The sequence below is a fragment of the Nocardioides sp. JCM 18999 genome (assembly GCF_055391175.1).
In genome coordinates, this window is sequence record NZ_AP043887.1 from 2,929,935 (window position 1) to 2,953,586 (window position 23,652).

Below are 23,652 nucleotides of genomic sequence, written 5' to 3' on the forward strand. Positions count from 1 at the left end.
GGGTCACAAGCTCCTGTCGATGAGGCGAGGACGCGGGGCGGCCGCGACGACTTCGCCGGAGTGGGTGTAGTTCTGCTCGGTGGCGGCTCCACCGATGGCGAGCAACGTCTCGCGCGCCGAGCGGTACCCGGCGGTGATCAGTGCCTTGTTGGACTCGGAGAGATCGGCGATGTCGCGCGTCACGGCGACGAACGCCTCGCGGTGCTCAGCGAGGATCGAGCGCCACGGCTCGTCGGCCAGCTCGGCCAACGCCGCCAGGCTCGGCGACGGGCCGAGGCCGTAGCACTCCCCCGCCTCGTCGGCGGCGACGGAACGCAGCACCTCGGTCTCACGCACGGTGTGGAGCACGTCCTCGACCTCGCGGTTGGCGCGCGCGAGCCACCGGCTCCGACCGCTGGCCAGGACCAGCTGCTCGAGCTCGAGCTTGTAGGCGAGGAGGTCCAGGAGCTCGCGCTCCTGCCACAGGACGAGCGAGAGCCGCTCCATCACGTTGTCGCTCATGCGCTCACGTCCACGTAGACCGAGGAGCCGCGGCGGGTGCCGCCGTCACCGTCGCCACTGAAGCGGCCAGTGACCTGGGAGCGCGCTCGCACCTTGGCCATCACCTCGGGAATGGCCTCGATGATCGCCTGCTGACGCTCCAGCAGCGCCTGGGCCCGAGGAACGAGGTAGCGCGGCATCGGTGCGGCCGGCGGCTGCGCCGACCAGGACTCGATGGTCTCCGGGTCGAGTCGATCGAGGAAACGCTCGGCGCGGTTGAGCTGGGTCTCGAGGTCGTCCAGGACGGCCTCCCATATCTCATCCGTCGTCCGATCGGCACTCGGCTCCATCTGATGTCCTTCCACGAGAAAAGTCAGGTCACGTACGTCGGCTGGTCGGCGCTGCTCAGGCCGACGGGGCTGCGGCGAGGAGCGCCGCCTGCTTCCACATGTCGCACAGCTCCCGCGCCCGGGTGAGCGCCTCGGCCGCGGCACGCTGGTCTGCGTCGATGTTGGCGCGGATCAGCTGACGGGTGGTCCAGTCGTAGAGCGCGAGAAGCTCACGCCCGGCGGGCATGCCGTCGACCTCCAGGGTCGCGCTGAGGTGAGCCAGGATGGTCTGGGCGTGCTGGAACTGGCTGTTCGCCTCGCCCCGGTCGCCGCCCATCAGGGCTCGGAGACCGCGTTCGCAGTCCAGGACGAGCCGGTCGAAGAGCATCACGAGCAGGCGCGCCGGGCTGGCGGTGGTGACCGACGCGAGCTGGTAGGTAGCCCGCGGATCACGCATCGTCGTCATGCAGTCTTCATCGGCCGGATCACTTCGAGGATGAGGAACTCGAGCTCAACCCTTCGAGGGCGGAGGAGAGCCAGGACTGCTGCGCGGTGAGCTTGCTCAGCGTGACCTCGAGGTGGGTGTAGAGCACGTTGAGGCTCGCCCGCTTGGCCGCCAGACGGTCGTCCCAGGCGCTGATCTGGTCGTTGTACCGCGTCAGCGACTTCTGCTGCTGCTTGATCATCTGGGTGAGCTGACCGTCGGAGGTGAGGATCGAGTTGTCCGCCTGCAGACCGGCCGTCCCCGAGATCTGGGCGGTCGTCTTGACCAGACGCGCAGCGAAGCCGTCGGTGCCCACGATCGCGTTCTGGACCGCATCGGGATCCTTCGCGTACGCGGCGGAGAACTTGGTGGAGTCGAACTGGAACTTCCCGTAGCGGTCGATGCTCACGCCGAAGTCGTTGAGCACCCCGCCCGTGGCGGTGTAGACGGTGCTGAGCAGCTGCTGCGCGAACGACCCGGTCACGCCGTCGCCGGCGAGCAGGCCGGCCCCGCTGGAGGCAGCGCCCGCGGTGGTCGAGATCGTGCCGTACGACGTCACCTGGGAGATCGAGCTCAGCACGGTGTTGAGCTGGTCGACCAGGGCCTTGACCGCGGTGGACCGGCTGCCCGGGTCGGAGACGATCGCGATCTCGCTAGTGGTCGACGCGGTGGCGGCGGCTCCCAGGGTGACGTCGACGCCGGGGAGGAGGTCGGTGAAGGTGTTCGACCGCGACGTCACGGTGATCCCGCTGCCGAGATCGATCTCGGCGCTCGTGCCGGAGGTCTTGCTCGCCGCGCCGAGAGCGAGGTTGGCGCCGCTGAGGTCGAGGTCGCCCTGACCCGTCGCGCCCGCGCTGATCAGCAGCCGGAAGCTGCCGGTGCCCACGTTCACGCTCGAGGCGTTGACCAGGGCCTTGCCGTCGGCGTCCTTGAGCGCGTTGAGGTTGGCCAGGATCGACTTGAAGGTGCCGTCGCCGGTGTCGACGGTCGTGCTCGTTCCGTCGGGCAGCGCGAGCGTCAGCGTGCCTCCGGGGTCGGCGATGACGTCGGTGAGAGCGTGCGCGTCGGCGAAGCTCAGCTTCGCCGAGGTCGCCCTGGACACCACGCTGAGGCTGAGGTTCGCCGGTGTGGCGGTGCTGTCCGCGGCGACGGTGATCGCCGTGTCGGAGGAGGTCGCGGTGAGCTGCTTCCAGGTGCTCCCGGTGAGGAAGCTGCCCGCGGAGGTGCTGAGCGCCTGGATCGCCGAGTTGATCGACTGCAGCGCGGTCAGCTTCGCCTCTTCGGTGCTGAGCCGGTTCTTGAGCGTCGTCTGGGGGACGGACTCGACCTCCATCAACGAGTCGATGATGCCGGAGGTGTTGAGGCCGCTGGAGATGCCGCTGAACTGGATCGCCGACACGAGAACTCCTTGAAGAGGTCCGAAGAATGGGTAGTGCCGGTGGGGCCGTTGGCCCCACCGGCACCGGGTGCTGCTGTGGTGATCCTCAGATCACCGGGTGGATCACTGCAGCAGGGACAGGACGCTCTGGGCGTTCTGGTTGGCCTGCTTGAGCATGGACGTGCCAGCCTGCGAGAGGATGTTGGTCCGGGTGTAGTTGCTCATCTCAGCCGCCATGTCGGTGTCCTGGATGGAGCTGTTGGACGCCTGCAGGTTGGTCTGCGCCACCGACAGGTTGTTGATGGTGTGCTGCAGGCGGTTCTGGTACGCACCGAGGTTGGCGCGGACCGTGGACACCGCCGAGAGGCCGGCGTCCAGGTTGTCGAGCGCGGCGGTCCAGGTGGCGGCCGTCGAGGAGCCGGCGAGGGCGCTGGTGCCCGAGCCGAGCAGGGCCGAACCCGTGATCGCCAGACCACCGTTGGCGGAGCCGAGGAGGCCCGACGCGGTGCTCAGGTTGATCTGGAGCTGGTTGTCCGAACCACCGAGGGTGCTGGACGAAGCGGCCGAACGGGCACCGATCTGGAACTTCAGGTCGGCGGAACCGGCGAGCAGCTTGTTGCCGTTGAACTCGGTCGTGGCACCGATCCGGTCGAGCTCCTTGGAGAGCTGCTTGATCTCGGTGACGATGTTGCCCTTGGCCGCCGAGTCGTTGGAGTCGTTGGCGCCCTGGACCACGAGGGTGCGGACACGCTGCAGGATGGACTGAACCTCGGTCAGAGCGCCGTCGGCGGTCTGAACGACGTTGATGCCGTCCTGGGCGTTGCGGATGGCCTGGTTGGTGCCGTTGATCTGCGAGAGCAGACCCTGGCTGATGGCCAGACCGGCCGCGTCGTCGGCCGCCTTGTTGATCCGGAGACCCGACGAGAGACGCTCGACCGACGTGCCCTGGGACTGCTGGGTCTGGGTCAGGTTGCGGTAGGCGGTCAGAGCGTCGATGTTGGTGTTGATGCGAAGGCTCATGGGATTTCCCTCCTGGAAGTTGAAGCCCGAGTTTCCGAGAGCCCATCCGTGGGCTGTCAGCGAGAGGTTCGGCCGTTCGCGGAGCCACCTGAGCCGCTTGCGGAGGAAATCGGGAGAAATCTCAGATCGGGACGGTCCCACCCGATCCCACCTTCCGTGAAGATCTTCGCGTGGACGACCGCCCTGGCCAGTGACGCCAGCTACCAGTACCGGATCAAGGCGCCTCTGGTGGAGCTGGCCTACCAGGAGCTCGCCACGGTGACCATCGGCGACAACCTGTACGGCCACGACGGCGCGAACGTGGTGATCAACCACCACCTCTCCCACCCGGACTTCCTCTCCGCGTGGACCTCGCTCGACGATCAGGCGCTGCTGGTGGTCGAGCACGACGACGACTACCTCAACCTGCGCACCGACCACCCGACCTTCCGCACGGGCATGACGCGCGCCGACTACGAGGCGTTCGGCCGGCAGGCCGTGCTGGACTCCCTCCAGGCCGCCGACCTCGTCACCGTGTCGGTCCCCCACCTGGCGGAGCTCTACCGCGAGCACACCGACACCCCGATCGTGGTGCTGCCCAACACCGTCGACGAGGTCCTCTTCGAGGTTCCGCAGCGGGTGCGCCAGCCCGGCGAGCAGCTGGTCGTCGGCTGGGGCGGCACCGGCAGCCACCAGCGCGACTGGGAGCTGTGCGGCTCCGGGGTCAAGTACGGCCTGTCCAAGACCAACGCCCACATGGTGATGATGGGCTCGGACTTCCGCAGCCTGCTGGGCTACCGCGACACCGAGTACCGCCCGTGGACCGACCAGATCGACGAGTACTACCTCGCCATCCACGGGTGGCACGTCCTGCTCGCCCCGCTCACCGACGAGCTGTGGAGCCGCTCCAAGAGCCCCCTCAAGGCGCTCGAGGCCGCGGCCCTGGGCGTGCCCTCGGTGGTCGGCGACGCGACGCCGTACCGCGACTTCGTGGTGCACGGCGAGACCGGGTTCCTGTGCCGGACCGACGACGACTGGATGCGGGCGATCCGCGCCCTCGGCAACGACGAGGAGATGCGGCTCGCGATGGGCCAGGCGGCCCGCGAGCGCGCCCGGGCCTACATCACCGCCGACTGGGCCAAGGTCTGGGCCGGGGCGTACGCCGACGGGCTCGCGGCCAAGGGCCTCACCGACGCTCCCCTGGCCGGTGCCCGATGATGCGCATCGCGGTCTGGCGCGGAGACTTCCAGGCCAGCTTCCTGTACCGGCTGGGCCTTCCGCTCAACGCCGCCTTCGAGCAGGGCCTCGCCGAGGTCGCGTTCGTCGACTACGACGTCCCGCTCGACAGCGACGTGCTCGTCGCCCAGCGTCTGATGAGCCCCGAACAGGCCGAGTACTGGCACCAGGCCGAGGCGCCGCTCAAGGTGCTGGAGTACGACGACGACCTGCTCCACCTGCGCGCCGACAACGGGATGGTGCGCAGCATCGGCTCCGACGTCTACCGGCGCGAGTGGGTGCCGGCGATGGAGGCGGCGCTCGCCTCGGCCGACCTGGTGACCGTCTCCGTGCCGCACCTGGCCGAGCGGTTCCGGCAGTACACGGACGCCACGATCGCGGTGCTGCCCAACACCGTGCACGGCAGCCTCCACCAGGTGAAGGCACCGCTCCGCGAGCCCGGCCAGGCGCTGCACCTCGGCTGGGCCGGCACCACCACCCACGAGGCCGACTGGCGCGCGTGCGCCTCCGGGATCGACCGCGGTCTGCGGGCCACCGGCGCCGAGCTCACCCTGGTGGGCGGCGACTACCGCAGCACCCTGCGCCACCCCGCCACTCTCCGGCCCTGGTCGGACACCCTGCCGGAGTACTACTCCACGATCGCCGACTTCCACGTCATGCTCGCTCCTCTCGAGGACGACGCCTTCAACCGGTCGAAGTCGCCGATCAAGGCCCTCGAGGCCGCAGCGCTGGGGATCCCGACGATCGCCTCGGCCGCCGGGCCCTACCTCGACTTCGTCGAGGACGGCGAGACCGGCTTCCTGTGCCGGACCCGCAGCGACTGGGAGCGGGCGATCCGGACCCTGTCCAACGACGAGGAGCTGCGCCGCCGGCTCGGCCAGAACGCCCGCACCAAGGCCGCGACGCTGATCACCTCCCGCTGGGCCCCCCGGTGGGTCGAGACCTACCAGGCCGCGCTCAACGCGTCGGCGCAGCCCGCCTGAAGGAGTCACCGATGACCATCGCCACCCTCGTACCGGCCTTCAAGCCGCAGTACTTCGCCGAGCTCGCCTTCATGATCGAGCACCAGATCCTCAAGCCGAGCCTGGTGATCGTCTCCGACGACACCCCGACCGGCGAGTTCCTGAAGCTGTGGGAGGACCCCGCCGTCCGTGGCTTCTTCGAGGGCATCGAGGTCGAGGTCGTCCCCGGCCCACGCCGCGGCGCCCGCGCCAACATGCTGCACGCGATCGAGCGTTGGGGCGGGCGCACCGAGCTCGTCCACGTGCTGATGGACGACGACCTGATCTTCCCGAGCTTCTACCGCGACCACGCCAACGCGATCACCGGCAACGACCTGACCGCCTCGGTGAGCGCGCGCTGGATCTGCACCGAGCAGGGGTTGCCCCTGATGGAGGCGACCGTGCCGCAGCAGGTCGCCCAGGCCGAGGCCGCCGTCCTCATGCTCGAGCCGGCCGGGCTGGTGCGCTCGGTCGTGGGTTGGCGCGACAACTGGCTGGGCGAGATGTCCAACACCGTCTTCACCCGGGCCGGGATCGCGCACTACGTCGACGGGCTGTACGAGGGTGTCTCCTTCCGCGGCCTGGAGGACGTGGCGTCGCTCCTGATGAACGCGCTCCACGGCCGGCTCGGCTACCTGCCCGCGAAGCACGGCGGCTTCCGGATGGGAGCCGGCCAGATCACGCAGTCCCAGGGTTCCCACCAGTTCAAGATGGGGATCGCTGCCTGGGCCGCGCTGGCGATCGCGTCCTACCGCGCCGGTCACCTCCCCCCGGAGGAGGCAGGGATCGTGGTGCAGACCGTCGTGCAGACGATCGACCAGCTCTACCCCGGCGACCCCGCCTTCACCGAGCTCCGCGAGGCGATGCTGCTCTGCCTCACCGACACCTCAGCCATCGCCGAGTTCGACGCGGTCTGGGACTCGTTCATCGAACAGGAGCACGCCGCACGATGACCACGCACACGACGAACGACACGACGACCGACGCGACCGTCTGGTACGAGGACCGCTACGACCCCGATCACGACTTCGACCGGTGGTACACGCTGGCCACGGCGCGCCGGATCGCCCGGGAGATCGGGTCCGAGGACCGCGTCCTCGAGCTCGGTTGCGCCAAGGGCCTGATGTTCAGCACCATCCTCTCAGCGACCAGCGCAGCGTCCTGGCTCGCCGTCGACCACGCCCCGCCGTACCTCGAGGCCGCACGCTCGCGAGGCGTCCCGGGCGTCGAGTTCGCCCGCTCCGCCTTCGAGGACCTGGAGCTTCCGGAGCAGGGCTTCGAGCACATCCTGCTGACCAACGTGCTGCAGGAGCTCGACGACCCGCTGCGCGTGCTCCGTCTGGCGCGCGGCTGGCTCGCCCCGGGAGGTCGTCTGCACCTGACGCTGCCCAATCCCGACTCGCTCCACCGCCTCGTGGCGTTGGAGATGGGCCTGATCGAGGACACGCGCGACCTCGGCGCCCGCGGGCGCGACCTGCTCGCGACGACGATGTGGAGCATCGACGAGGTCCGCGAGCTGACCGCCTCCGTCGGCCTGGAGGTCGACGTCCAGGAGGGCCTCCTGATGAAGCCCCTCACCAACGCCCAGATGGACACGCTCTCCGACGCGACGATCGAGGGCTTCATCGCCGTCGCCCAGTACTTCCCCCAGCACAGCAGCATCAACTACTTCTCCTTGAGGTCCGCATGAGCCACTTCACCGTCGTCGGCACCACCCTGTCGGCGCTCGTCACCGCCGACGCCCTCGCGGGCGCCGGCCACTCCGTCACGCTGTACGCGACCGGCGGCCCGCTCGGCGCCGGCTTCGCCGGGGTCCCGGTCGACGGCCGGGTCACCGACGTCGGCATCCGCGTCCTGGAGTTCGACCTGGAAGGGGTCGGCGAGGCCAGCCCGCTGAGCGAGTACGACGCCGCCTCGGGCGACCTGCGCCCGTTCCTGCCGCACGCCCGCGCCTGGGCCGACGAGCTGGCCGGGGACCTCCTCCACGTCCAGTCCGAGCAGCACGCCTGGTCCAACGGGACGCTGAGCAAGGACTTCTACTACTCGGTCGACCTCACCCGGATCGCCGAGCTCGTCACCCCCGAGCAGCTCCGCGCCATCGTCGAGGAGACCGCGGCCCTGCCGGCCCGGGGGTGGATCGACTCGGTGCCCGAGGCCGATCGCGAGCACCTCACCCTGCGTGAGGCCTCGCTGCGCAGCCACGGTCAGACCTTCCACGACGCCCTGATCGAGCCGTTCGTCCGCAAGATCACCGAGGTCGGCACCGACGGCATCCTCGCCACCTACACCCGCAAGGTGTGGGCGCCGCTGCTGTGGCCGAGCACCATCCACCAGGCAGCCCTGGGCGAGCCGCTCTCGTTCACCCCGCACCGGCCGCTGGAGAGCGTCCCCGGTGGCGTCGCCGCCTTCGTCGGCCTGCTCGTCGAGCGGATGAAGGCCCGGGGCGTGACGGTCGTCGAGGCCGGCGGCCTGCGCGCGGTCGACATCGAGCCGTCCGGGGAGGTCACCTGCACCTTCGCGAACATCGACCCGGTCACCGACCCCTCCCCCGTGATCGCGGTCTCGCCGGCCTCGTACTTCGCCGCGCGCGGACAGTCCTGGACCCCGACCACGGCCCGCACCGTCGTGTGCTGGGCCGAGCTCCCCGCCGAGGACGTGCTCTTCGTCCCGTCCCTGATCCACGTCCTGGACCCCGCCCTGCGGATCGCCCGGGTCACGGCGCCGGGCCCGCACCTGCCCGGCAAGGTCCTGCTCACGGTCGAGCTCCACCACGACACCGAGGAGGAGGACGCCCCCGCGGCCCTGGCCGAGCTCGAGCAGATGGGCGTGATCCGGCCGGGTGCGCGTCCCGAGGTGCTGGCGATCAAGTCCTTCCAGGGCCTCGTCCTGGCGAGCCCGGCGAACTACGAGTCCTTCCTCAAGGCCCAGTCGGGCATCGAGGGTCACGGCAACGCCCACGTCCTCGGCGGCGCGCTGGGCTTCGGGTCCTCGTCGATCAACGACCACATCCTGCAGGGACTCGGCGCGGCCGAGGTGCTCCTCGGCTGAGGCCGCCCCGCCCCGAACGCGGAAGGATCCCGGCCCACGGTGGGCCGGGATCCTTCTGCGTGAGGGCGAGCTCGCGGTGCGGCTAGACCGGGGCCAGCTCCGGCACCGCCGACCGGACGGCCTCGATCACCCGGTCGACCTGGTCCTCGGAGAGGGTCGGGTCCATCGGGAGGCTGACCTCCTCGGCCGCCCACCGCGCGCTCGCGGGGAGCGACCACGCGGCATGGGTCTCGAGGTAGGCACCGGAGAGCGACGGCAGCACCGGGTAGTGCGACAGCGTGTGGACGCCGCGTGCGGTGAGCACGTCCCGGAACTCCTCCCGGTCCGCGACCAGCACCGGGAAGAGGTGACGAGCGGGGACCGAGCCGACGGGCTGGTGCGCCAGCTCCACCCGGCCCGTGAGCGCCTCCTCGTAGCGATCGGCGATCGCCCGTCGGCGGACGTTCCAGGACTCGACCAGCGGCAGCTTGACCCGCAGCACCGCGGCCTGCAGCTCGTCCATCCGGGAGTTCGTCCCCTGCATCTCGTGCTGGTACCGCACCGCCGAGCCGTAGTTGCGCAGCAGGCGGGCCCGGTCGGCGACGTCGGCGTGCGGGGTGACCAGTGCGCCGGCGTCGCCCAGCGCGCCCAGGTTCTTGCCGGGGTAGAAGCTGAACGCCGCGGCGTCACCCCAGCGTCCCGCCGGGATCCCGTCGAGGGAGGCGCCATGGGCCTGGGCAGCGTCCTCGACCAGGGCGAGACGGTGCCGGGTGGCGAGGTGACGCAGGGCGCGCATCGGGGCCATCGTGCCGAAGAGGTGCACGGCGATGATCGCGGCGGTGCGCTCGGTGATCGCAGCGGCGACGGCGTCGGGGTCGATCTGCCCGGTCAGCGGGGAGACGTCGGCCGGGACCGGGGTGGCGCCGGCGGCCGTCACGGCCAGCCAGGTCGCGACGAAGGTCTGCCCCGGGACGACCACCTCGTCACCGGGCCCGACGCCGAGGGCACGCAGGGCGATGGTGATGGCGTCGAGGCCGTTGGCGACGGCGACGCACTGCCCGGTGCCGACGAACGCGGCGAACTCCGTCTCGAACGCGTCGACCTCGGCGCCGAGGACGTAGCTGCTGCGGTCGATCACCCGGGCGATCGCGGCGTCCAGGTCCCGGCGCAGCGGTGCGTGCAGAGCGGCGAGATCGAGGAAGGGGACCTCCGGGGAAGGGGCGGAGGTCACCGCTTCCACACCTCGGCCATGAACTCGTCGTAGGACCGGAAGTAGTCGTCCTCGGTGAACTTCTCCGACGCCAGCACCATGAGGACCGAGCCCGAGGAGAAGTTGTCGATCGAGCGCCAGACCAACGGCGGGATGTAGAGCCCGTGGTAGGACCGGTTGAGGTGGAACGTGCGCTTCTCGTGGCCGTCGTCGAGGTGGATGTCGAAGCTTCCCGACATCGCGATCACGACCTGGTGGAGGTCCTTGTGGGCGTGCGCGCCCCGCTCGGAGCCGCCCGGGACGTCGTACAGGTAGTAGACCCGCTTGATCCCGAACGGCACGTGCTCGTCAGCCTCGATCGAGGTCAGGTTGCCGCGGTCGTCGTGGACGATCGGCAGCTCGAGAACCTGCACACGCGACATGGGGGTGTCACGCATCGTGTCCACCCTGCCGGAGAATGGGCGTATGACGGAGAACTCTGCGGATGTCTGGCGCACACTCTTCAATCGGCGGGGGTTCCTGGAACTTAATACCGATGCGACGCGCATTCACCGCTTCGAGGCCCGTGACGAGCAGGACCGGCTGATCGGCGGCCTGACCGCGGTGATGGACGACGGCGACCTGGTCAACGGCTACTCAGCACCCTTCGGCGGCTTCGACCTCGTCGACCCGGCGGCCACGGCCGAGGACGTCGCGGCCACCATCACCCAGACCGTCGCCGCTGCCGCCGCCACCGGCGCCCGACGGCTCGTGGTCAAGCTGCCCCCGGCCAGCCACGGCACCCTGCAGGGGATGGTGCAGTTCTTCCTGCTGAACAACGGCTTCACCCTGCACCGGACCGAGCTCAACCAGTCGATCGACCTGCGCGGGGTCTCGTCCGACGACGACGCCGCGGCCCTGCCCCGCAAGGTCGTGATGAACCGTGTGCGGAAGCTGCGCTCGCTCGGGTACCACTTCACCTCGACGCCGACCCCCGAGGAGCTCCGGGCCGGCTACGCGGTCATGAAGGCCAACCGTGAGGTGAAGGGGCGGCCGATGCCGCTGAGCCTGGACTACCTGCTCGAGGCGCAGCGGGAGCTCGCCCCGGCGATCGTGTTCCACACCCTGACGATGGAGGACCGGGTCGTGGCGGGCGCCCTCACCTACGAGATCTCCCGGGACGCGACCTCGATCATCAGCTGGGGTGACGACCCCGCCTGGGAGGGTGAACCGCCGATGCCCGCCCTCGCCCACGAGGTGACCCGGTGGGCCGTCGGCCGGGGCGTCTCCACCCTCGACATCGGAACCTCGAGCGAGCCCGGGGAGCCCGGCGCGCAGGAGCTCAACTTCGGGCTGGCCCGGTTCAAGCGTGGACTGGGCGCCACCGCGGAGGTCAGGCTCCAGCTGGTCCGGGACCTGTAGCCGGCACCGCCGACGCCGACAGGGGCCGCCCGGATGATCCGGGCGGCCCCTGTCGCTTGGCGGGACGTTCAGCCAGTCGCGTCGAGCGCGCTGGCGACACCGAAACCGAGGTTCGCGTCGACGCTGCGGCGAGCGCCGTCCGCGTGACGGGCGGCGACTGCGGCGAAGTAGGCCTCGCGGCGTCGGTTCGCACAGCCGCCGGCCTTGCCGGTCGACTGGACGAGAGACGGCTCCAGCGCGGTGTTGAGCGCATCGCGCAGCAGCACGAGTGCCTCGGCGCGCATCTGGGAGATCCGGGAGTCGGTCACGCCGAGCTCGGCGGCGATCTCGGCCATCGGGCGCTCGGCGAAGAAGTAGTCGTGGACGACCACCCGGAGCCGCTCGGGCAGCTCCTCGATCGCCTCCATCAGGTAGGTGAGCTTCTCCTGGTGCTCGACCAGGGCCTCCGGGCTGGGGGCGCGCGTCGGGATCAGCTCGTCCAGGGAGGCCGTGGCCGAACCCTGCAGCGAGAGCACCTGGGCGCGGCTGACGTCCTCGTCGTTGGCAGCGACCTCGTCGACGGTCATCCCGAGCGACGAGGCGACCTCCGCGACCGTGGGCGTCCGACCCAGGGTGCTGGCCAGCCGGGAGCGCATCTCCTCGAGGTCACGAGCGCGACGGCGCACCGACCGGGAGGCCCAGTCGACGCTGCGCAGCTCGTCGAGGATCGCGCCCCGGATCCGGGTCGCGGCGTACCGCTCGAACGGGACGCCACGTTCGGCGTCGTAGGCCTGGGCCGCCTGCACCAGAGCAGTGAGACCGGCCGAGGTCAGATCATCGCGGCTGACGTGCGAAGGCACACGCCCCATCGTCTCGCGGACGATGTGGCCCACCAGCGGCATCGTGCTGGTAATCAGCTCTTCGGTGGCGCGCTCGTCGCCAAGGGGAAGGTGCTCGGTCACGCTGTGTACCTTGCCCATCGGACCCGGGTCGCGGAAGGTTTTGGCGAAGGAACCGACCAATTGCCCAGGTAATCGGGACCTCGGTCCCAACTGGTCCCGAGTCGATCGGCCATCAGACGGTGAATTCACGGTGAACGGTCCCTCATCGCCGGACGGCGAGACCGCAGGCCTCGACCAGTCGTCCCGGGACCGCGCTCAGCGGCAGCACGTCGTCGGCCAGGCCGGCCATCGCGACCGCGCCCGGCATCCCCCACACCACGGAGCTGTCCTGGTCCTGCACGATGATCGGCGCCCCGGCCTCAGCCAGGGGGCGGGTCCCCTCCAGTCCGTCCTGACCCATCCCGGTCAGGACCGCCACGACCGCGCGGCCGCCGTACGCCTGGCAGGCGGTCCGGAAGAGGACGTCGACCGCCGGACGACAGAAGTTCTCCTGCGGACCCTGGTTCAGCTGGATCCGCGGACCGCCGGCCCGGTTCACGACCGCCATGTGGAAGTCGCCGGGCGCGATCAGGACGGTGCCGGGGCTCGGCACGTCGCCGTCGACCGCTTCACGCACGGTCAGCGCCGACAGCTTGTCCAGCCGTTGGGCGAGCATCGCGGTGAACACCGGAGGCATGTGCTGGACGACGAGGACCGGCACCGGCAGCGATGCCGGCAGACCGGCCAGGACCGTGGCGAGCGCGTCGGGACCACCGGTCGAGCAGCCGATCAGCAGCACCTCCGGCGGACCGGAGCTGCGCCGGGCGCCGGTCGCCACCGGAGCCGTACGTCGGGGGCGCGGTGTCGGAGCCAGCAGCCGCATCCCGGCGAGCGCCCGGATCCGCGGGACCAGCTGGTCGCGCACGGAGGCGAGGCCCTCGGCCACCGATCCGGTGTTGGACGGCTTGGTGACGTAGTCCGACGCCCCGCGGGAGAGGGCCTCCAGGGTGGCGGCGGCGCCTCGGGCGGTCAGGGTCGAGAACATGATCACCGGCATCCGCGGGTGCTTCTCCCGGATCTGCTCCAGCGCCCCGAGGCCGTCGAGGTGGGGCATCTCGATGTCAAGGGTCACCACGTCGGGCAGGAGCTCGTCGACCATCGCGACCGCCTCGAGACCGTCGCGGGCCTTGCCGACGATCTCGATGTCGGTGGCCTCCAACAACGCCGAGGCGATCAGCCTGCGGATCAGGGCGGAGTCGTCGACGATCAGAACTCGAATCACGCAGGCCCCATCGGCGCTTTCGCTCAGAACATGATGAGTGATTCCGATCAACAGCCCGTGACGATGTCGGCGACCAGTTTCCAGCTCATCTCGGCGCTCGTGCGCCGGGAGACAGCGATGGTCTATTACGACGAGGCGAAGGACTACCTCGTCGAGGCCCGCCTGTTGCCGCTCGCTGCGGCGGCAGGCTTCGGTAACGACGTCGACGCCTACATCCGCCGCACCACGATCGATCCGATCGAGCAGCGCAAGGCCGTCGACGCCCTCACGATCAACGAGACCAGCTGGTACCGCGATCAGGCTCCCTACCAGGTCTTCACCGAGCACATGCTCCCCGACCTGCTGGCCTCGCGGGCCGCGAGCCGGCACCTGCGGATCTGGTCGGCCGCCTGCTCCAGCGGCCAGGAGGCGTACTCGATCGCGATGCTGCTCGACCAGCACCTCCCGGCCGGGTGGACCGCCGAGATCACCGCCACCGACGTGTCGGCGGCCATGGTGGCGCGGGTCAACGCCGGTCGGTACAGCCAGGTCGAGATGAACCGTGGCCTGCCCGCGACCAGCCTGATCAAGTACTTCACCCGCGTGGGTTCGGAGTGGGAGGTGGTCCCGAAGCTGCGCTCGATGGTGCGCGCCAAGGAGATCAACCTCGCCGAGCCGTTCACCGGGGTCGGCCACTTCGACCTGATCCTGCTGCGCAACGTGCTGATCTACTTCGAGCCGACGGTGAAGTACGACATCCTCCGCCGGATCCACACCCACCTGGCCGACGACGGCTACCTGCTGCTGGGCTCGACCGAGACCACGATCGACATGCCCGAGCAGGTCTCGAAGCTGTGGCGCACCGAGTCCCTCGGACGGGTCCAGGCCCACCGCAGCGCCTTCGGGGTCTCCCCCGTCACCCGGCTGACCGGCACCCTGACCGCCCCTGCACCAGCTCGCACCACGATCGGAGCTTGAACCGTGCCTGACTACCCCGACCTCCGCGTCCCCCAGCCGCGGCGTCCCCTCGAGGAGGTGGCAGCCCGATGAGCCGCCGCGCCATGATCATCGACGACTCCCGGGCGATGCGCTCGATCCTGCGTCGCATCGTCACCGGGCTCGAGTTCGAGGCCGCCGAGGCCGGGCACGGCCAGGAGGCGCTGGACCAGCTCGAGTCCACCTCCGCTGCCGGCGGTCCGATCCCGGACATCTGCCTGATCGACTGGAACATGCCCGTGATGGACGGCTACACGTTCATCCAGCGGGTCCGCTCCAACCCGGAGTGGCGCAAGATGACGCTGATGATGGTGACGACCGAGTCCGAGCAGGGCCAGATCGTCAAGGCCCTCGCCGCCGGTGCCCACGAATACGTGATCAAGCCGTTCACACCCGACGCCATCGTGGAGAAGTTCGAGCTCCTGGGCCTGCTGGAGAAGGGGGTCGCGTGATGACACTCGCACCCGAACAAACTGACGTCGCCGCGGTCATCGACCAGGTCTGGACCAGCTTCCTGGGTGAGGACCAGCCGCTGCTGCCCACCTATGTCGAAGCCGGTGAGCCGTTCTCGGCCGACTCCGTGTGGTCGGCCGCCGTCTCCATCACCGGAGGCTGGGAGGGCACCGTCACCGTGGAGCTGTCCGCGGCCCTGGCCGACTCCCTGACCGCGATCATGCTCGGCCTCGACGAGGCCGAGCAGGCCGCCGACGGCGACGTCGCCGACGCGGTCGGTGAGCTGGTCAACATGATCGGCGGCAACATCAAGTCCCTGATGCCCGGCCCCAGCGTGCTCTCCCTGCCGGCGGTCGCCGCCGGTCGGGCGGCCCACCCCAACGGGGCGTTCGAGGTGTCACGTTTCGACGGCGTCTGGACCCGCGAACCGGTCCGGGTCAGCGTCCACGTCGTTCCGGCACTGTGAAAGGAAGCACCACGCCATGAAGATCATCGTCGCCGACGACAGCAAAGTGATGCGCCAGATCGTCATCCGCACCCTCCGTCAGGCCGGCCACGGCGGCCACGACATCGTCGAGGCCGAGAACGGTCGCGACTGCCTGGAGAAGGTCGGCTCCGAGCAGCCCGACCTGGTGCTGTCGGACTGGAACATGCCCGAGATGAACGGCATCGACTGCCTCAACGCGCTGCGCTCCAGCGGCAACCAGGTGAAGTTCGGTTTCGTCACCTCCGAGGGCTCCGACGACATGCGCGCCCGCGCTGCCGCCTCCGGTGCGCTCTTCCTGATCGCGAAGCCGTTCACCCCTGAGACGTTCGACGAGCACCTCCGCGCCGTCCTCGTCTGACCCGTCTCACCCCACGTTTCACCGCACGTTCGCACGAAGGAACACCCCGATGCCCAGTCATCTGCCCTCCCCCAAGCAGGTCCGCGATCTCCTGACCGGTCTGCTCGGTCGCGACGTCGTCCTCACCCCGACGACGCCGTTCGCTCCCGGGCCGAGGCAGCCGGCCTCGATCGCGGTGTACGTCGACGACAGCCTGCGGATCACCAGCCTGATCGCGTGCGACCTGAAGTTCTCCGCGTACGTCGGCGCCGCACTGGCGCTGGTCCCGCCGGGTGGTGCCGAGGCCGCGGTCGAGGAGGGCACCTTGGACGAGACCCTCGCCGAGAACCTCTACGAGGTGCTCAACGTCGCGGCGTCGATGTTCAACGAGGGCGGCGCCGAGCACCTGCGCCTGCACCAGCTCCACCCCGCCGGGCTCGCCCTGGACCCGATGGTCCGCGCCCAGGCGTTGACGCTGGGTCGCCGCGAGGACCTCAGCGTGGAGATCGCCGGCTACGGCACCGGTCAGGTCGCCGTCGTCATGGTCGCCTGAGACCGCTCGCCGGGATGAGCTCCACGATCGCGCTGGCGATGATCGTCCGGGACGAGGAACGCTGCCTTGCCCGGTGCCTCGCCTCCGCCCGTGACCTGGTCGACGAGATCGTGGTGGTCGACACCGGGTCGGTCGACGGCACCGTCGCGATCGCGCAGGAGTACGGCGCCACCGTGGTGCACGCGCCGTGGCGCGACGACTTCGCCGCCGCCCGCAACATCGCCCTCGAGCACACCAGCACCGACTGGGTGCTGATGCTCGACGCCGACGAGTGGCTGCTCCCCCGGGCGGCCGCGGCGCTGGCCGCCGTACGGCTGGAGGGGGAGCCGTTCGTGGGCGAGGTCGACGTCGTCTCCACGATCGGGACCCGGACCATGTCCGGAGAGGTCGGCGAGACCACCACCCGCGGCCGGATCCCGCGGCTGCTGCCCGCTGGCGTGCGGTGGGCGGGCCGGATCCACGAGCAGCCGGTCTGGGACGGGCCCGTGCGGCACACCCGGATCGAGGTCGGCCACGACGGCTACTCCCCCACCGTGGTCGAGACCAAGCGGGGCCGCAACGCGGCGCTCCTGCGGGCCGAGCTCGCCGAGCACCCCGACGACGCCTACCTGGTGCTCCAGCTCGGCCGGGCCCTGGAGTCCGATGCCACGTCCGAGGCCGAGTACGCCGAAGCCGCCGACTCCTACCGGGCAGCGCTGTCGCTGCTGCCGGCGACCGCGCCGGCCCGGCACGACGTGGTGGTGCGGATGCTGTTCACCCTGGGCCAGGCCGGACGGAGCGCCGAGGCGCTGGAGCTGGCCGAGGTCGAGATGCCGCGCTGGTCGATGTCGCCCGACTTCCACTTCTGCCTCGGCGACCTGTTGCTCACCCACGGCCTGTCCCACCCCGAGACCACCGCGGAGATCCTCCCTGTGATCGAGACCTCCTGGTTGCGCTGCCTCGAGATCGGTGAGGCGCCCGACCTGGTCGGTGCCGTAGCCGGGCGCGGATCCCACCTGGCCGCGCACAACCTGGCCGCGCTCTACGAGGCGATGGGCCGCAGCTCCCAGGCCCAGCGCTACTCCGAGCTCGCCGCCGACCTGCGCCGCTGAGCCCTGCTCCCAAGATCGGGACGTTCGGCCCCTCAGGTGAGGCCGAGCGGTGCCGAATGGCGACAGTGAGCACGGATAGCTCACCCCTGTCGCCGAAGGACCGGCACCCATGTCAGGCGGATCCAGCACCATCGGACCGCCTCACCTCGCCTCATTCGGAGGGGGACTCGTGTCCTTTGGTGTGACCGACGCCGTCAGCCTCACGCTGCACACGGCGCTGAACGGATTGTCGCTGCGACAGAACGTCGTCGCCGACAACATCGCCAACATCGACACCCCTGGCTTTCGCGCCCGGTCGGTCGAGTTCGAGGACTCGCTCAAGAAGGCGATCGCCGGCGGGGAGTTCGACCCGTCCAGCTCCCGCGTGGTGGCGACCTCCACGCCGACCGAGACGCCCGTGGGTGCCAACGACAACAACGTCGACCTCCGCAAGGAGACGATGGCTGCGGTCCAGACCCAGTACACCTACCAGATGGTGAGCCGCGCGTTGACCGACCAGTTCTCCCTGCTCAAGACCGCGACCGGTGGTGCGTGATGGGTGCCTTCGACTCCCTGGCGATCGCCAACACCGCGATGGGTGCGCACCAGGTCTGGCTCGACGCGCTGGCCGACAACATCGCCAACGTCAACACGGTCACCCCGACCAGCGCCGAGGCCTACCGGGCGAAGTTCCCGGTCTTCAGCTCCCGCCCTGACGGCGGTGTCGACGTCGCGGGCTTCGCTGCCAGCTCGGCCGAGGGCCGGGTGGTGCACAGCCCCGACAGCCCGCTCGCCGACGCCGACGGCTACGTCCGCGCCCCCGACATCGACATGGCGTCCCAGATGAGCCAGCTGATCATGGCCCAGCGCGGCTACCAGTCCTCGGTCCAGGTGACCAAGATCGCCCAGGACGACTACAGCGCGGCCCTCTCGATCGGAGCCAAGTAACCATGTCGATCACCCCGCTCGAGTTCCCCAGCATCACCACGATCAGCGACCCCGACTCGCTCACCTCCGGCGTCGGCGGCGTCGGCAGTGCCAGCGGCCTCGGCTCCCCCACCGGCCCGACCGGGCCGACGGGCACCGGCTCGGAGTTCGGCGACCTGCTGACCCAGGGCCTGGAGTCGGTCGAGGGGATGGCCGACAAGGCCGCCAACCTCTCCGTCCAGGCGGCGACCGGCGACCTGAACGCGATCCACGACTACACCATCGCCGCGAGCGAGGCCCAGCTGGCGACCCAGCTGACCGTCGCGGTCCGGGACAAGGCTGTCGCCGCGTTCCAGCAGATCATGACGATGCCGATCTGAGGCTGACCGATGCGCGAGAACCTCACCCGGCAGCTCGGCCGGTATGCCCGCACCTTCGGTGACTTCACCGTCGGTCAGAAGGCCGTCGCCCTGATCGGCACGGTCGCCCTGGTGCTGGGCGGCTTCCTGGTCTTCAACTGGGCGTCGGCGCCGACGTACGCGCCGCTGGTCTCCAACCTGTCGGGGAGCGACGCCTCCGCGATCGTCGAGGAGCTCGACAAGGAGGGCGTCCCCTACGAGCTGACCAACGGCGGCGAGACCATCATGGTGCCGAAGTCCTCCGTCGACTCGGCGAAGATCGCGTTGGCGGGCAAGGGCCTGCCGGCCTCCGACTCGGGCGGCTACAGCCTGCTCGACAACAACAGCCTCTCCACCTCCGACTTCCAGGAGCAGACCGACTTCAAGCGGGCGATGGAGGGCGAGCTCGCCAAGACCATCGAGGCGATCGACGGTGTCGAGACCGCGGTCGTGCACCTGGCGATGCCGGAGAAGCAGGTCTTCACCGACGAGCAGGAGCCCACCACCGCCTCGGTCCTGGTCAAGACCGGCATGGGGGACACCCTGACGACCGAGCAGGTCCAGACGGTCGTGAACCTCGTCTCCAGCTCGATCGAGGGGCTCGACCCGGACAAGGTCAGCGTCTCCGACGCCACCGGCAAGACGCTCACGGTCCAGGACTCCTCGGTCGCCGGCGCGGCCAGTACCAACCAGCAGGCGGTCTCCGCGTTCCAGGAGCAGATGCAGTCGCAGATCCAGGCGACGCTGGACCGGGTGATCGGCCCGGGCAACGCGACGATCAACGTCACCCCGGTGCTGGACTTCGACTCCACCAAGACCAACTCCCGGCGCTACATCTACGACCCCCAGACCCCGCCGCTGTCGGAGACCAAGCAGCTCGAGAAGTACACCGGTCCGGGCGACCAGCTCAGCTCCGCGGTCAACGGCGTGGTCGGGCCTGACGGCCAGATGGATCCGTCCGCCACCGGCAGCGACGGCCCGTCGACGTACGAGAACGGCACGACCACCCAGGACAACGCCGTCGGCCAGGTCGACGAGGCCCGCGAGGCCGCACCCGGCTCGGTGAGGTCGCTGCACATCGGCGTCATCCTCGACGCGGCGGCGCTCGGCACCATCCAGCCCGCCGACATCCGCAACGCGATCGCCGCCGCCACCGGCATCGACACCAAGCGTGGCGACACCATCGACGTCAGCTCGATGCCGTTCGACCGCACCACCGAGACCAGCAACGCGAAGGAGCTGGCCAAGGCGGAGGCCGCGAAGGCCGCTGCGGCCCGGATGGTCTGGATCCGCAACGGCGCCATCGGCGGAGTCATCTTCCTGGTGCTGCTGCTGGCCTGGGTCCGTGCCCGACGCAAGGCGAAGGCCCGCGAGCTGGCCACCACCTACGTCGTCGAACAGCTGCGTGCCGACGCCGAGGCCCGCGCGGCCGGCGAGCTGGAGACGAACAAGCTGATGGCCGAGCTCGAGGCGAGCGCGGCACCGCTGGAGCTCAACCCGAGCGACGAGATCCGCGAGGAGCTCAACGCCCTGGTCGAGCGTCAACCCGAAGACGTGGCAGCACTGCTGCGTGGATGGCTGGTGGATCACAAGTCATGAGCACGATGACCCCGACGATGACCCCCGCACTGGCCGTGATGGCCACTGCCGGAACCTCCCTGGCCAACTCCGCCGGCGTACGCAAGGCCGCGATCCTGATGGTCAACCTCGGCCAGGAGCGCGCCGCGGCGGTGCTCAAGCACATGAACGACGCCGAGGTCGAGGCGATCACCGCCCAGATCTCCCAGCTCGACATGATCTCCGGCTCCGAGACCGACGACGTGCTGCTCGAGTTCCACCAGATGATGGTGGCCCGGGCCCACATCGCCCAGGGCGGCTTCGGGTTCGCCCAGCAGCTGCTGCAGAACTCGATCGGCGAGGAGCGGGCGGCCGAGATCATCGACCGGCTGCACGCCGCCGCGGTGCAGATGCCCTTCCAGTTCCTGCACCGGGCCGACCCGGCGCAGCTGCGCGGCTTCATCGCCGAGGAGCACCCCCAGGTGATCGCTCTCGTGATGGCGCACATGACCCCGGACAAGGCGTCGCTGCTGCTCTCGGGCCTGCCGGCCTACCAGCAGGCGATCGTCGCCCACCGGATCGCGGTGATGGACCGGACCTCGCCGGAGATCATCCGGGCCGTGGAGTCGGTCCTCGAGCGCAAGCTCTCCTCGATGCTGCAGCCCGCAGAGGTCTCCCGGGTGGGCGGCGTCGACCCGCTGGTCAACATCATCAACCGCTCCGACCGCCCCACCGAGCGTCAGATCGTCGAGGGCCTCGAGGGCCTCGACCCCGTGCTCGCCGACGAGGTCAAGAGCCGGATGTTCATGTTCGAGGACATCGTCGGGCTCGACGACCGGTCGGTGCAGCAGGTGCTGCGCCAGGTCGACACCGGCGACCTCGCTCTCGCGCTCAAGGGCGTCTCGGCCGCGGTCCGCAACAAGATCACCGGCAACCTGTCCGAGCGTGCGGCCGAGAACCTGCTCGACGAGGTCGAGATGCTCGGTGCCGTCCGTCTCGCCCAGGTCGAGGAGTCGCAGCAGGCCATCATCCGCACGATCCGCCAGCTCGAGGAGCAGGGCCAGATCACCGTGCGGCGCGGCAACGACGAGGAGTTCGTGGTCTGATGCGCTCGCTCGAGCACCACGTGCTGCGCTCATCCGGCTCGGCAGCCGCCGAGGTGGAGGCCCTGGCGATGCCGGAGCTGCCCCGCGGCCACGTCGAGCAGACCGAGCTCGCCCGCACGGTGCTCGAGGAGATCAGCCAGACCGCCCGCGCCGAGGCGAACGCCCAGGGGTACGCGGTCGGCTGGGCCCAGGGTCGCCGCGAGGCCGCCCAGCTCGCCGAGGAGGAGGCCCGTCGGGCCGAGACCGAGCGGCTGGAGGCCGAGGAGGTCCGGGCCGCCGAGCACGCCGCTGCGATCCACTCGCTGGCCCGCGCCGCCGAGCAGGTGCGCGGTCTGCTCGAGACGCTGTGCACCACGATCGAGGAGCAGTCCACCGACCTGGCGTGGCAGCTCACCGAGACCCTGATGCAGGCCGAGATCACCGCCGTCCGCGCTCCCGCCGTGGTGCGCCGGGTGCTCAACGTGCTGCCCGCGGTGCCGACCGGCACCGTCCACCTGCCGCCGGCACTGGCCGGCGACGCCGCGGTCAACGACCTGGTCGGGCTCGGCCTGGAGATCGAGGCCGACCCGCGCCTCGGCCCCGGCGACGCGCTCGTCGTGGCCAACGGTGCCGTCACGGACCTGCGGATCACCACCGCGATGCAGCGGGTCCGGGCCGTGCTGACCGACCCGCGGGTGGTGGCGCGGACCGCTGCGGACCGGCTCGTCGGTCCCCCGCGCGCACCCCAGCCCCGCCCCGGGGCGACCCCGTGATCCTGACCGACCTGCACGTCGAGCAATCACTCCTGGCCGCGCGCACCGTCAGCTTCGGCTCCGTCTCGGAGATCCTCGGACTGCGTCTGGTCGTGATCGGCCTGTCCGCGGCCGTCGGTGACCTGGTCGAGGTCACCTCGAGCACCGGTACCCCGGTGCTGGCCGAGGTCGCCGCCCTGCACCCGGACCGGTTGATCTGCCTGCCGCTCGGCTCCCTGGCCGGGGTCTGCATCGGCGACCTGGTCCGCCACACCGGCGGCCCGTTGCAGGTGCAGATCGGTGAGGAGCTGCTCGGCCGCGTGCTCGACGGCCTCGGCCGACCGATCGACGGCGGTCCGCCGCTCGACCACCTCCCCCGGGTGAGCGTCGACAACGAGGCACCGAACGCCCTGCAGCGACCCCGGATCGAGCAGCCGGTCGAGCTCGGGGTGCGGGCGCTCGATGCGCTGGTCGCCTGCGGGCGGGGTCAGCGGATCGGAATCATGGCCGGCTCCGGCGTCGGCAAGTCCTCCCTGCTCTCGATGATCGCCCGCGGTACGTCGGCCGACGTCAACGTGATCGCCCTCGTCGGCGAACGTGGCCGTGAGGTCCGCGAGTTCATCGACAACGACCTCGGTCCCGAAGGGCTGGCTCGCTCCGTCATCGTGGTCGCGACCTCCGACGCGCCCGCGGTCGAACGGATGCGGAGCGCCTTCGTCGCCACCCGGATCGCCGAGTCCTTCCGCGACGCCGGCCGTGACGTCGTCCTGATGATGGACTCGCTCACCCGGGTCTCGATGGCCCAACGCGAGATCGGGCTCTCGGCCGGCGAACCGCCCGCCACGCGCGGGTACCCGCCGTCGGTGTTCGGTCTGATGCCGCGGCTGCTCGAGCGGGCCGGCACCTCGCCGGAGGGCTCGATCACCGGGCTGTACACGGTCCTGGTCGAGGGCGATGACCTGCAGGACCCGATCGGTGACACCGCACGGTCGATCCTGGACGGGCACATCGTGCTGTCGCGCTCCCTGGCGACGGCGGGGCACTTCCCGTCGATCGACGTGCTCGAGTCGATCTCGCGTCTCCAGTCCACGGTGTGCACGCCCGAGCAGCAGGGCGACGCCCGTCGCCTCCGCCGCCTCCTGGCCGCGCATCGTTCGGTGAAGGAGCTCGTCGAGATCGGCGCGTACGCCGCCGGCTCCGACGCCGACGCCGACGCCGCCCTCGCCCTCCTCCCCCAGATCAACGCCTTCCTCCAGCAGAGCATGGGCGAACCCTCCGGCGACACCTGGGCCGCCCTCCACGGCCTCGTCGGCGCCCCCCTCCCGTAGTCCTTCCTCGCCGAGATGGCCGAAGTCGGGACCTTTGGCCGCT

General features: G+C 70.2%; 28 protein-coding genes. 19 read left to right on the forward strand and 9 right to left on the reverse strand.

Features of this window, described 5'->3' with window-relative positions:
- Positions 1-3: 3 nt before the first annotated feature.
- The 5 genes from ACZ5J1_RS14485 to ACZ5J1_RS14505 all read right to left on the reverse strand — a co-directional run bounded on the left by ACZ5J1_RS14485 (position 4) and on the right by ACZ5J1_RS14505 (position 3,691).
- Positions 4-501, reverse strand: a complete 498-nt coding sequence (locus tag ACZ5J1_RS14485; RefSeq protein WP_464559990.1) for a flagellar protein FlgN — start codon at positions 499-501, stop codon at positions 4-6.
- Positions 498-830, reverse strand: a complete 333-nt coding sequence (locus ACZ5J1_RS14490) for a hypothetical protein (protein WP_464559992.1) — start codon at positions 828-830, stop codon at positions 498-500. The genes ACZ5J1_RS14485 and ACZ5J1_RS14490 overlap by 4 nt, the downstream gene beginning before the upstream one ends.
- 55 nt (positions 831-885) lie before the next feature.
- Complete coding sequence (fliS, locus tag ACZ5J1_RS14495; RefSeq protein ID WP_464559994.1) at positions 886-1,275, reverse strand: flagellar export chaperone FliS; 390 nt, start codon at positions 1,273-1,275, stop codon at positions 886-888.
- A gap of 19 nt (positions 1,276-1,294) precedes the next feature.
- Positions 1,295-2,692 (reverse strand): flagellar filament capping protein FliD, encoded by a 1,398-nt coding sequence (gene fliD / locus ACZ5J1_RS14500; protein WP_464559996.1) that lies wholly within the window; start codon positions 2,690-2,692, stop codon positions 1,295-1,297.
- Positions 2,693-2,794: 102 nt separating this feature from the next.
- Complete coding sequence (locus ACZ5J1_RS14505) at positions 2,795-3,691, reverse strand: flagellin N-terminal helical domain-containing protein (protein WP_464559998.1); 897 nt, start codon at positions 3,689-3,691, stop codon at positions 2,795-2,797.
- Positions 3,692-3,847: 156 nt separating this feature from the next.
- On the opposite strand from ACZ5J1_RS14505, the gene ACZ5J1_RS14510 reads away from it, so the two are divergent.
- The 5 genes from ACZ5J1_RS14510 to ACZ5J1_RS14530 are packed head-to-tail and all read left to right on the forward strand — an operon-like array spanning position 3,848 to position 8,955.
- On the forward strand, positions 3,848-4,888 hold the full coding sequence (locus tag ACZ5J1_RS14510; RefSeq protein WP_464560000.1) for a glycosyltransferase family 4 protein: 1,041 nt from the start codon (positions 3,848-3,850) through the stop codon (positions 4,886-4,888).
- Entirely contained in the window at positions 4,888-5,889 is a 1,002-nt protein-coding gene (locus ACZ5J1_RS14515) for a glycosyltransferase (protein WP_464560002.1), read from the forward strand. Before ACZ5J1_RS14510 ends, ACZ5J1_RS14515 begins: the two co-directional genes overlap by 1 nt.
- 11 nt (positions 5,890-5,900) lie before the next feature.
- Positions 5,901-6,860 (forward strand): hypothetical protein, encoded by a 960-nt coding sequence (locus ACZ5J1_RS14520; protein WP_464560004.1) that lies wholly within the window; start codon positions 5,901-5,903, stop codon positions 6,858-6,860.
- Positions 6,857-7,597, forward strand: a complete 741-nt coding sequence (locus tag ACZ5J1_RS14525; RefSeq protein WP_464560006.1) for a class I SAM-dependent methyltransferase — start codon at positions 6,857-6,859, stop codon at positions 7,595-7,597. Before ACZ5J1_RS14520 ends, ACZ5J1_RS14525 begins: the two co-directional genes overlap by 4 nt.
- On the forward strand, positions 7,594-8,955 hold the full coding sequence (locus ACZ5J1_RS14530; RefSeq protein ID WP_464560008.1) for a hypothetical protein: 1,362 nt from the start codon (positions 7,594-7,596) through the stop codon (positions 8,953-8,955). The genes ACZ5J1_RS14525 and ACZ5J1_RS14530 overlap by 4 nt, the downstream gene beginning before the upstream one ends.
- 82 nt (positions 8,956-9,037) lie before the next feature.
- Here ACZ5J1_RS14530 and ACZ5J1_RS14535 read toward each other — a convergent pair whose 3' ends face one another.
- On the reverse strand, positions 9,038-10,165 hold the full coding sequence (locus ACZ5J1_RS14535) for a DegT/DnrJ/EryC1/StrS family aminotransferase (RefSeq protein WP_464560010.1): 1,128 nt from the start codon (positions 10,163-10,165) through the stop codon (positions 9,038-9,040).
- Entirely contained in the window at positions 10,162-10,581 is a 420-nt protein-coding gene (locus ACZ5J1_RS14540; RefSeq protein ID WP_464560012.1) for a sugar 3,4-ketoisomerase, read from the reverse strand. The genes ACZ5J1_RS14535 and ACZ5J1_RS14540 overlap by 4 nt, the downstream gene beginning before the upstream one ends.
- A gap of 28 nt (positions 10,582-10,609) precedes the next feature.
- Between ACZ5J1_RS14540 and ACZ5J1_RS14545 the strand changes: the two genes are divergently transcribed.
- A complete protein-coding gene (locus ACZ5J1_RS14545; protein ID WP_464560014.1) occupies positions 10,610-11,545 on the forward strand; it encodes a GNAT family N-acetyltransferase in 936 nt (311 codons plus the stop codon).
- A gap of 68 nt (positions 11,546-11,613) precedes the next feature.
- Here the strand turns inward: ACZ5J1_RS14545 and ACZ5J1_RS14550 are convergent, their stop codons facing one another.
- Both ACZ5J1_RS14550 and ACZ5J1_RS14555 read right to left on the reverse strand, forming a co-directional pair.
- The gene (locus ACZ5J1_RS14550; RefSeq protein WP_464560016.1) at positions 11,614-12,486 is read right to left on the reverse strand and encodes a sigma-70 family RNA polymerase sigma factor; all 873 of its coding nucleotides are present in this window, start codon (positions 12,484-12,486) and stop codon (positions 11,614-11,616) included.
- A gap of 142 nt (positions 12,487-12,628) precedes the next feature.
- Positions 12,629-13,687 carry a protein-glutamate methylesterase/protein-glutamine glutaminase gene (locus ACZ5J1_RS14555; RefSeq protein ID WP_464560018.1) on the reverse strand — a complete coding sequence of 353 codons (1,059 nt, stop codon included), beginning with the start codon at positions 13,685-13,687 and terminating at the stop codon, positions 12,629-12,631.
- 63 nt (positions 13,688-13,750) lie between these two features.
- Here ACZ5J1_RS14555 and ACZ5J1_RS14560 point away from each other — a divergent pair, with 63 nt between their 5' ends.
- The 13 genes from ACZ5J1_RS14560 (at position 13,751) to ACZ5J1_RS14620 (ending at position 23,609) form a co-directional block, all read left to right on the forward strand.
- A complete protein-coding gene (locus ACZ5J1_RS14560) occupies positions 13,751-14,644 on the forward strand; it encodes a CheR family methyltransferase (protein ID WP_464560020.1) in 894 nt (297 codons plus the stop codon).
- Positions 14,645-14,712: 68 nt separating this feature from the next.
- A complete protein-coding gene (locus ACZ5J1_RS14565; RefSeq protein WP_464560022.1) occupies positions 14,713-15,114 on the forward strand; it encodes a response regulator in 402 nt (133 codons plus the stop codon).
- Positions 15,114-15,581, forward strand: a complete 468-nt coding sequence (locus tag ACZ5J1_RS14570) for a chemotaxis protein CheX (protein ID WP_464560024.1) — start codon at positions 15,114-15,116, stop codon at positions 15,579-15,581. Before ACZ5J1_RS14565 ends, ACZ5J1_RS14570 begins: the two co-directional genes overlap by 1 nt.
- A gap of 16 nt (positions 15,582-15,597) precedes the next feature.
- Positions 15,598-15,960: a response regulator gene (locus ACZ5J1_RS14575; RefSeq protein WP_464560026.1), complete on the forward strand. Its 363-nt coding sequence runs from the start codon at positions 15,598-15,600 to the stop codon at positions 15,958-15,960.
- Between the two features lie 49 nt (positions 15,961-16,009).
- Positions 16,010-16,492 (forward strand): hypothetical protein, encoded by a 483-nt coding sequence (locus ACZ5J1_RS14580; RefSeq protein WP_464560028.1) that lies wholly within the window; start codon positions 16,010-16,012, stop codon positions 16,490-16,492.
- 14 nt (positions 16,493-16,506) lie between these two features.
- Positions 16,507-17,583 carry a glycosyltransferase family 2 protein gene (locus tag ACZ5J1_RS14585; protein WP_464560030.1) on the forward strand — a complete coding sequence of 359 codons (1,077 nt, stop codon included), beginning with the start codon at positions 16,507-16,509 and terminating at the stop codon, positions 17,581-17,583.
- 169 nt (positions 17,584-17,752) lie between these two features.
- Positions 17,753-18,118, forward strand: coding sequence for a flagellar basal body rod protein FlgB (gene flgB / locus ACZ5J1_RS14590; protein WP_464560032.1), 366 nt, complete (start codon positions 17,753-17,755; stop codon positions 18,116-18,118).
- The gene (locus ACZ5J1_RS14595; protein ID WP_464560034.1) at positions 18,118-18,510 is read left to right on the forward strand and encodes a flagellar basal body rod protein FlgC; all 393 of its coding nucleotides are present in this window, start codon (positions 18,118-18,120) and stop codon (positions 18,508-18,510) included. The genes flgB and ACZ5J1_RS14595 overlap by 1 nt, the downstream gene beginning before the upstream one ends.
- A gap of 2 nt (positions 18,511-18,512) precedes the next feature.
- A complete protein-coding gene (locus ACZ5J1_RS14600) occupies positions 18,513-18,869 on the forward strand; it encodes a flagellar hook-basal body complex protein FliE (protein ID WP_464560036.1) in 357 nt (118 codons plus the stop codon).
- Between the two features lie 9 nt (positions 18,870-18,878).
- Complete coding sequence (gene fliF, locus ACZ5J1_RS14605) at positions 18,879-20,486, forward strand: flagellar basal-body MS-ring/collar protein FliF (protein WP_464560038.1); 1,608 nt, start codon at positions 18,879-18,881, stop codon at positions 20,484-20,486.
- Positions 20,483-21,550 carry a flagellar motor switch protein FliG gene (gene fliG / locus ACZ5J1_RS14610; RefSeq protein ID WP_464560040.1) on the forward strand — a complete coding sequence of 356 codons (1,068 nt, stop codon included), beginning with the start codon at positions 20,483-20,485 and terminating at the stop codon, positions 21,548-21,550. The genes fliF and fliG overlap by 4 nt, the downstream gene beginning before the upstream one ends.
- Positions 21,550-22,302, forward strand: a complete 753-nt coding sequence (locus tag ACZ5J1_RS14615; RefSeq protein ID WP_464560042.1) for a FliH/SctL family protein — start codon at positions 21,550-21,552, stop codon at positions 22,300-22,302. The genes fliG and ACZ5J1_RS14615 overlap by 1 nt, the downstream gene beginning before the upstream one ends.
- Positions 22,299-23,609 carry a FliI/YscN family ATPase gene (locus ACZ5J1_RS14620; RefSeq protein ID WP_464560044.1) on the forward strand — a complete coding sequence of 437 codons (1,311 nt, stop codon included), beginning with the start codon at positions 22,299-22,301 and terminating at the stop codon, positions 23,607-23,609. The genes ACZ5J1_RS14615 and ACZ5J1_RS14620 overlap by 4 nt, the downstream gene beginning before the upstream one ends.
- The last annotated feature ends 43 nt before the right edge of the window (positions 23,610-23,652 follow it).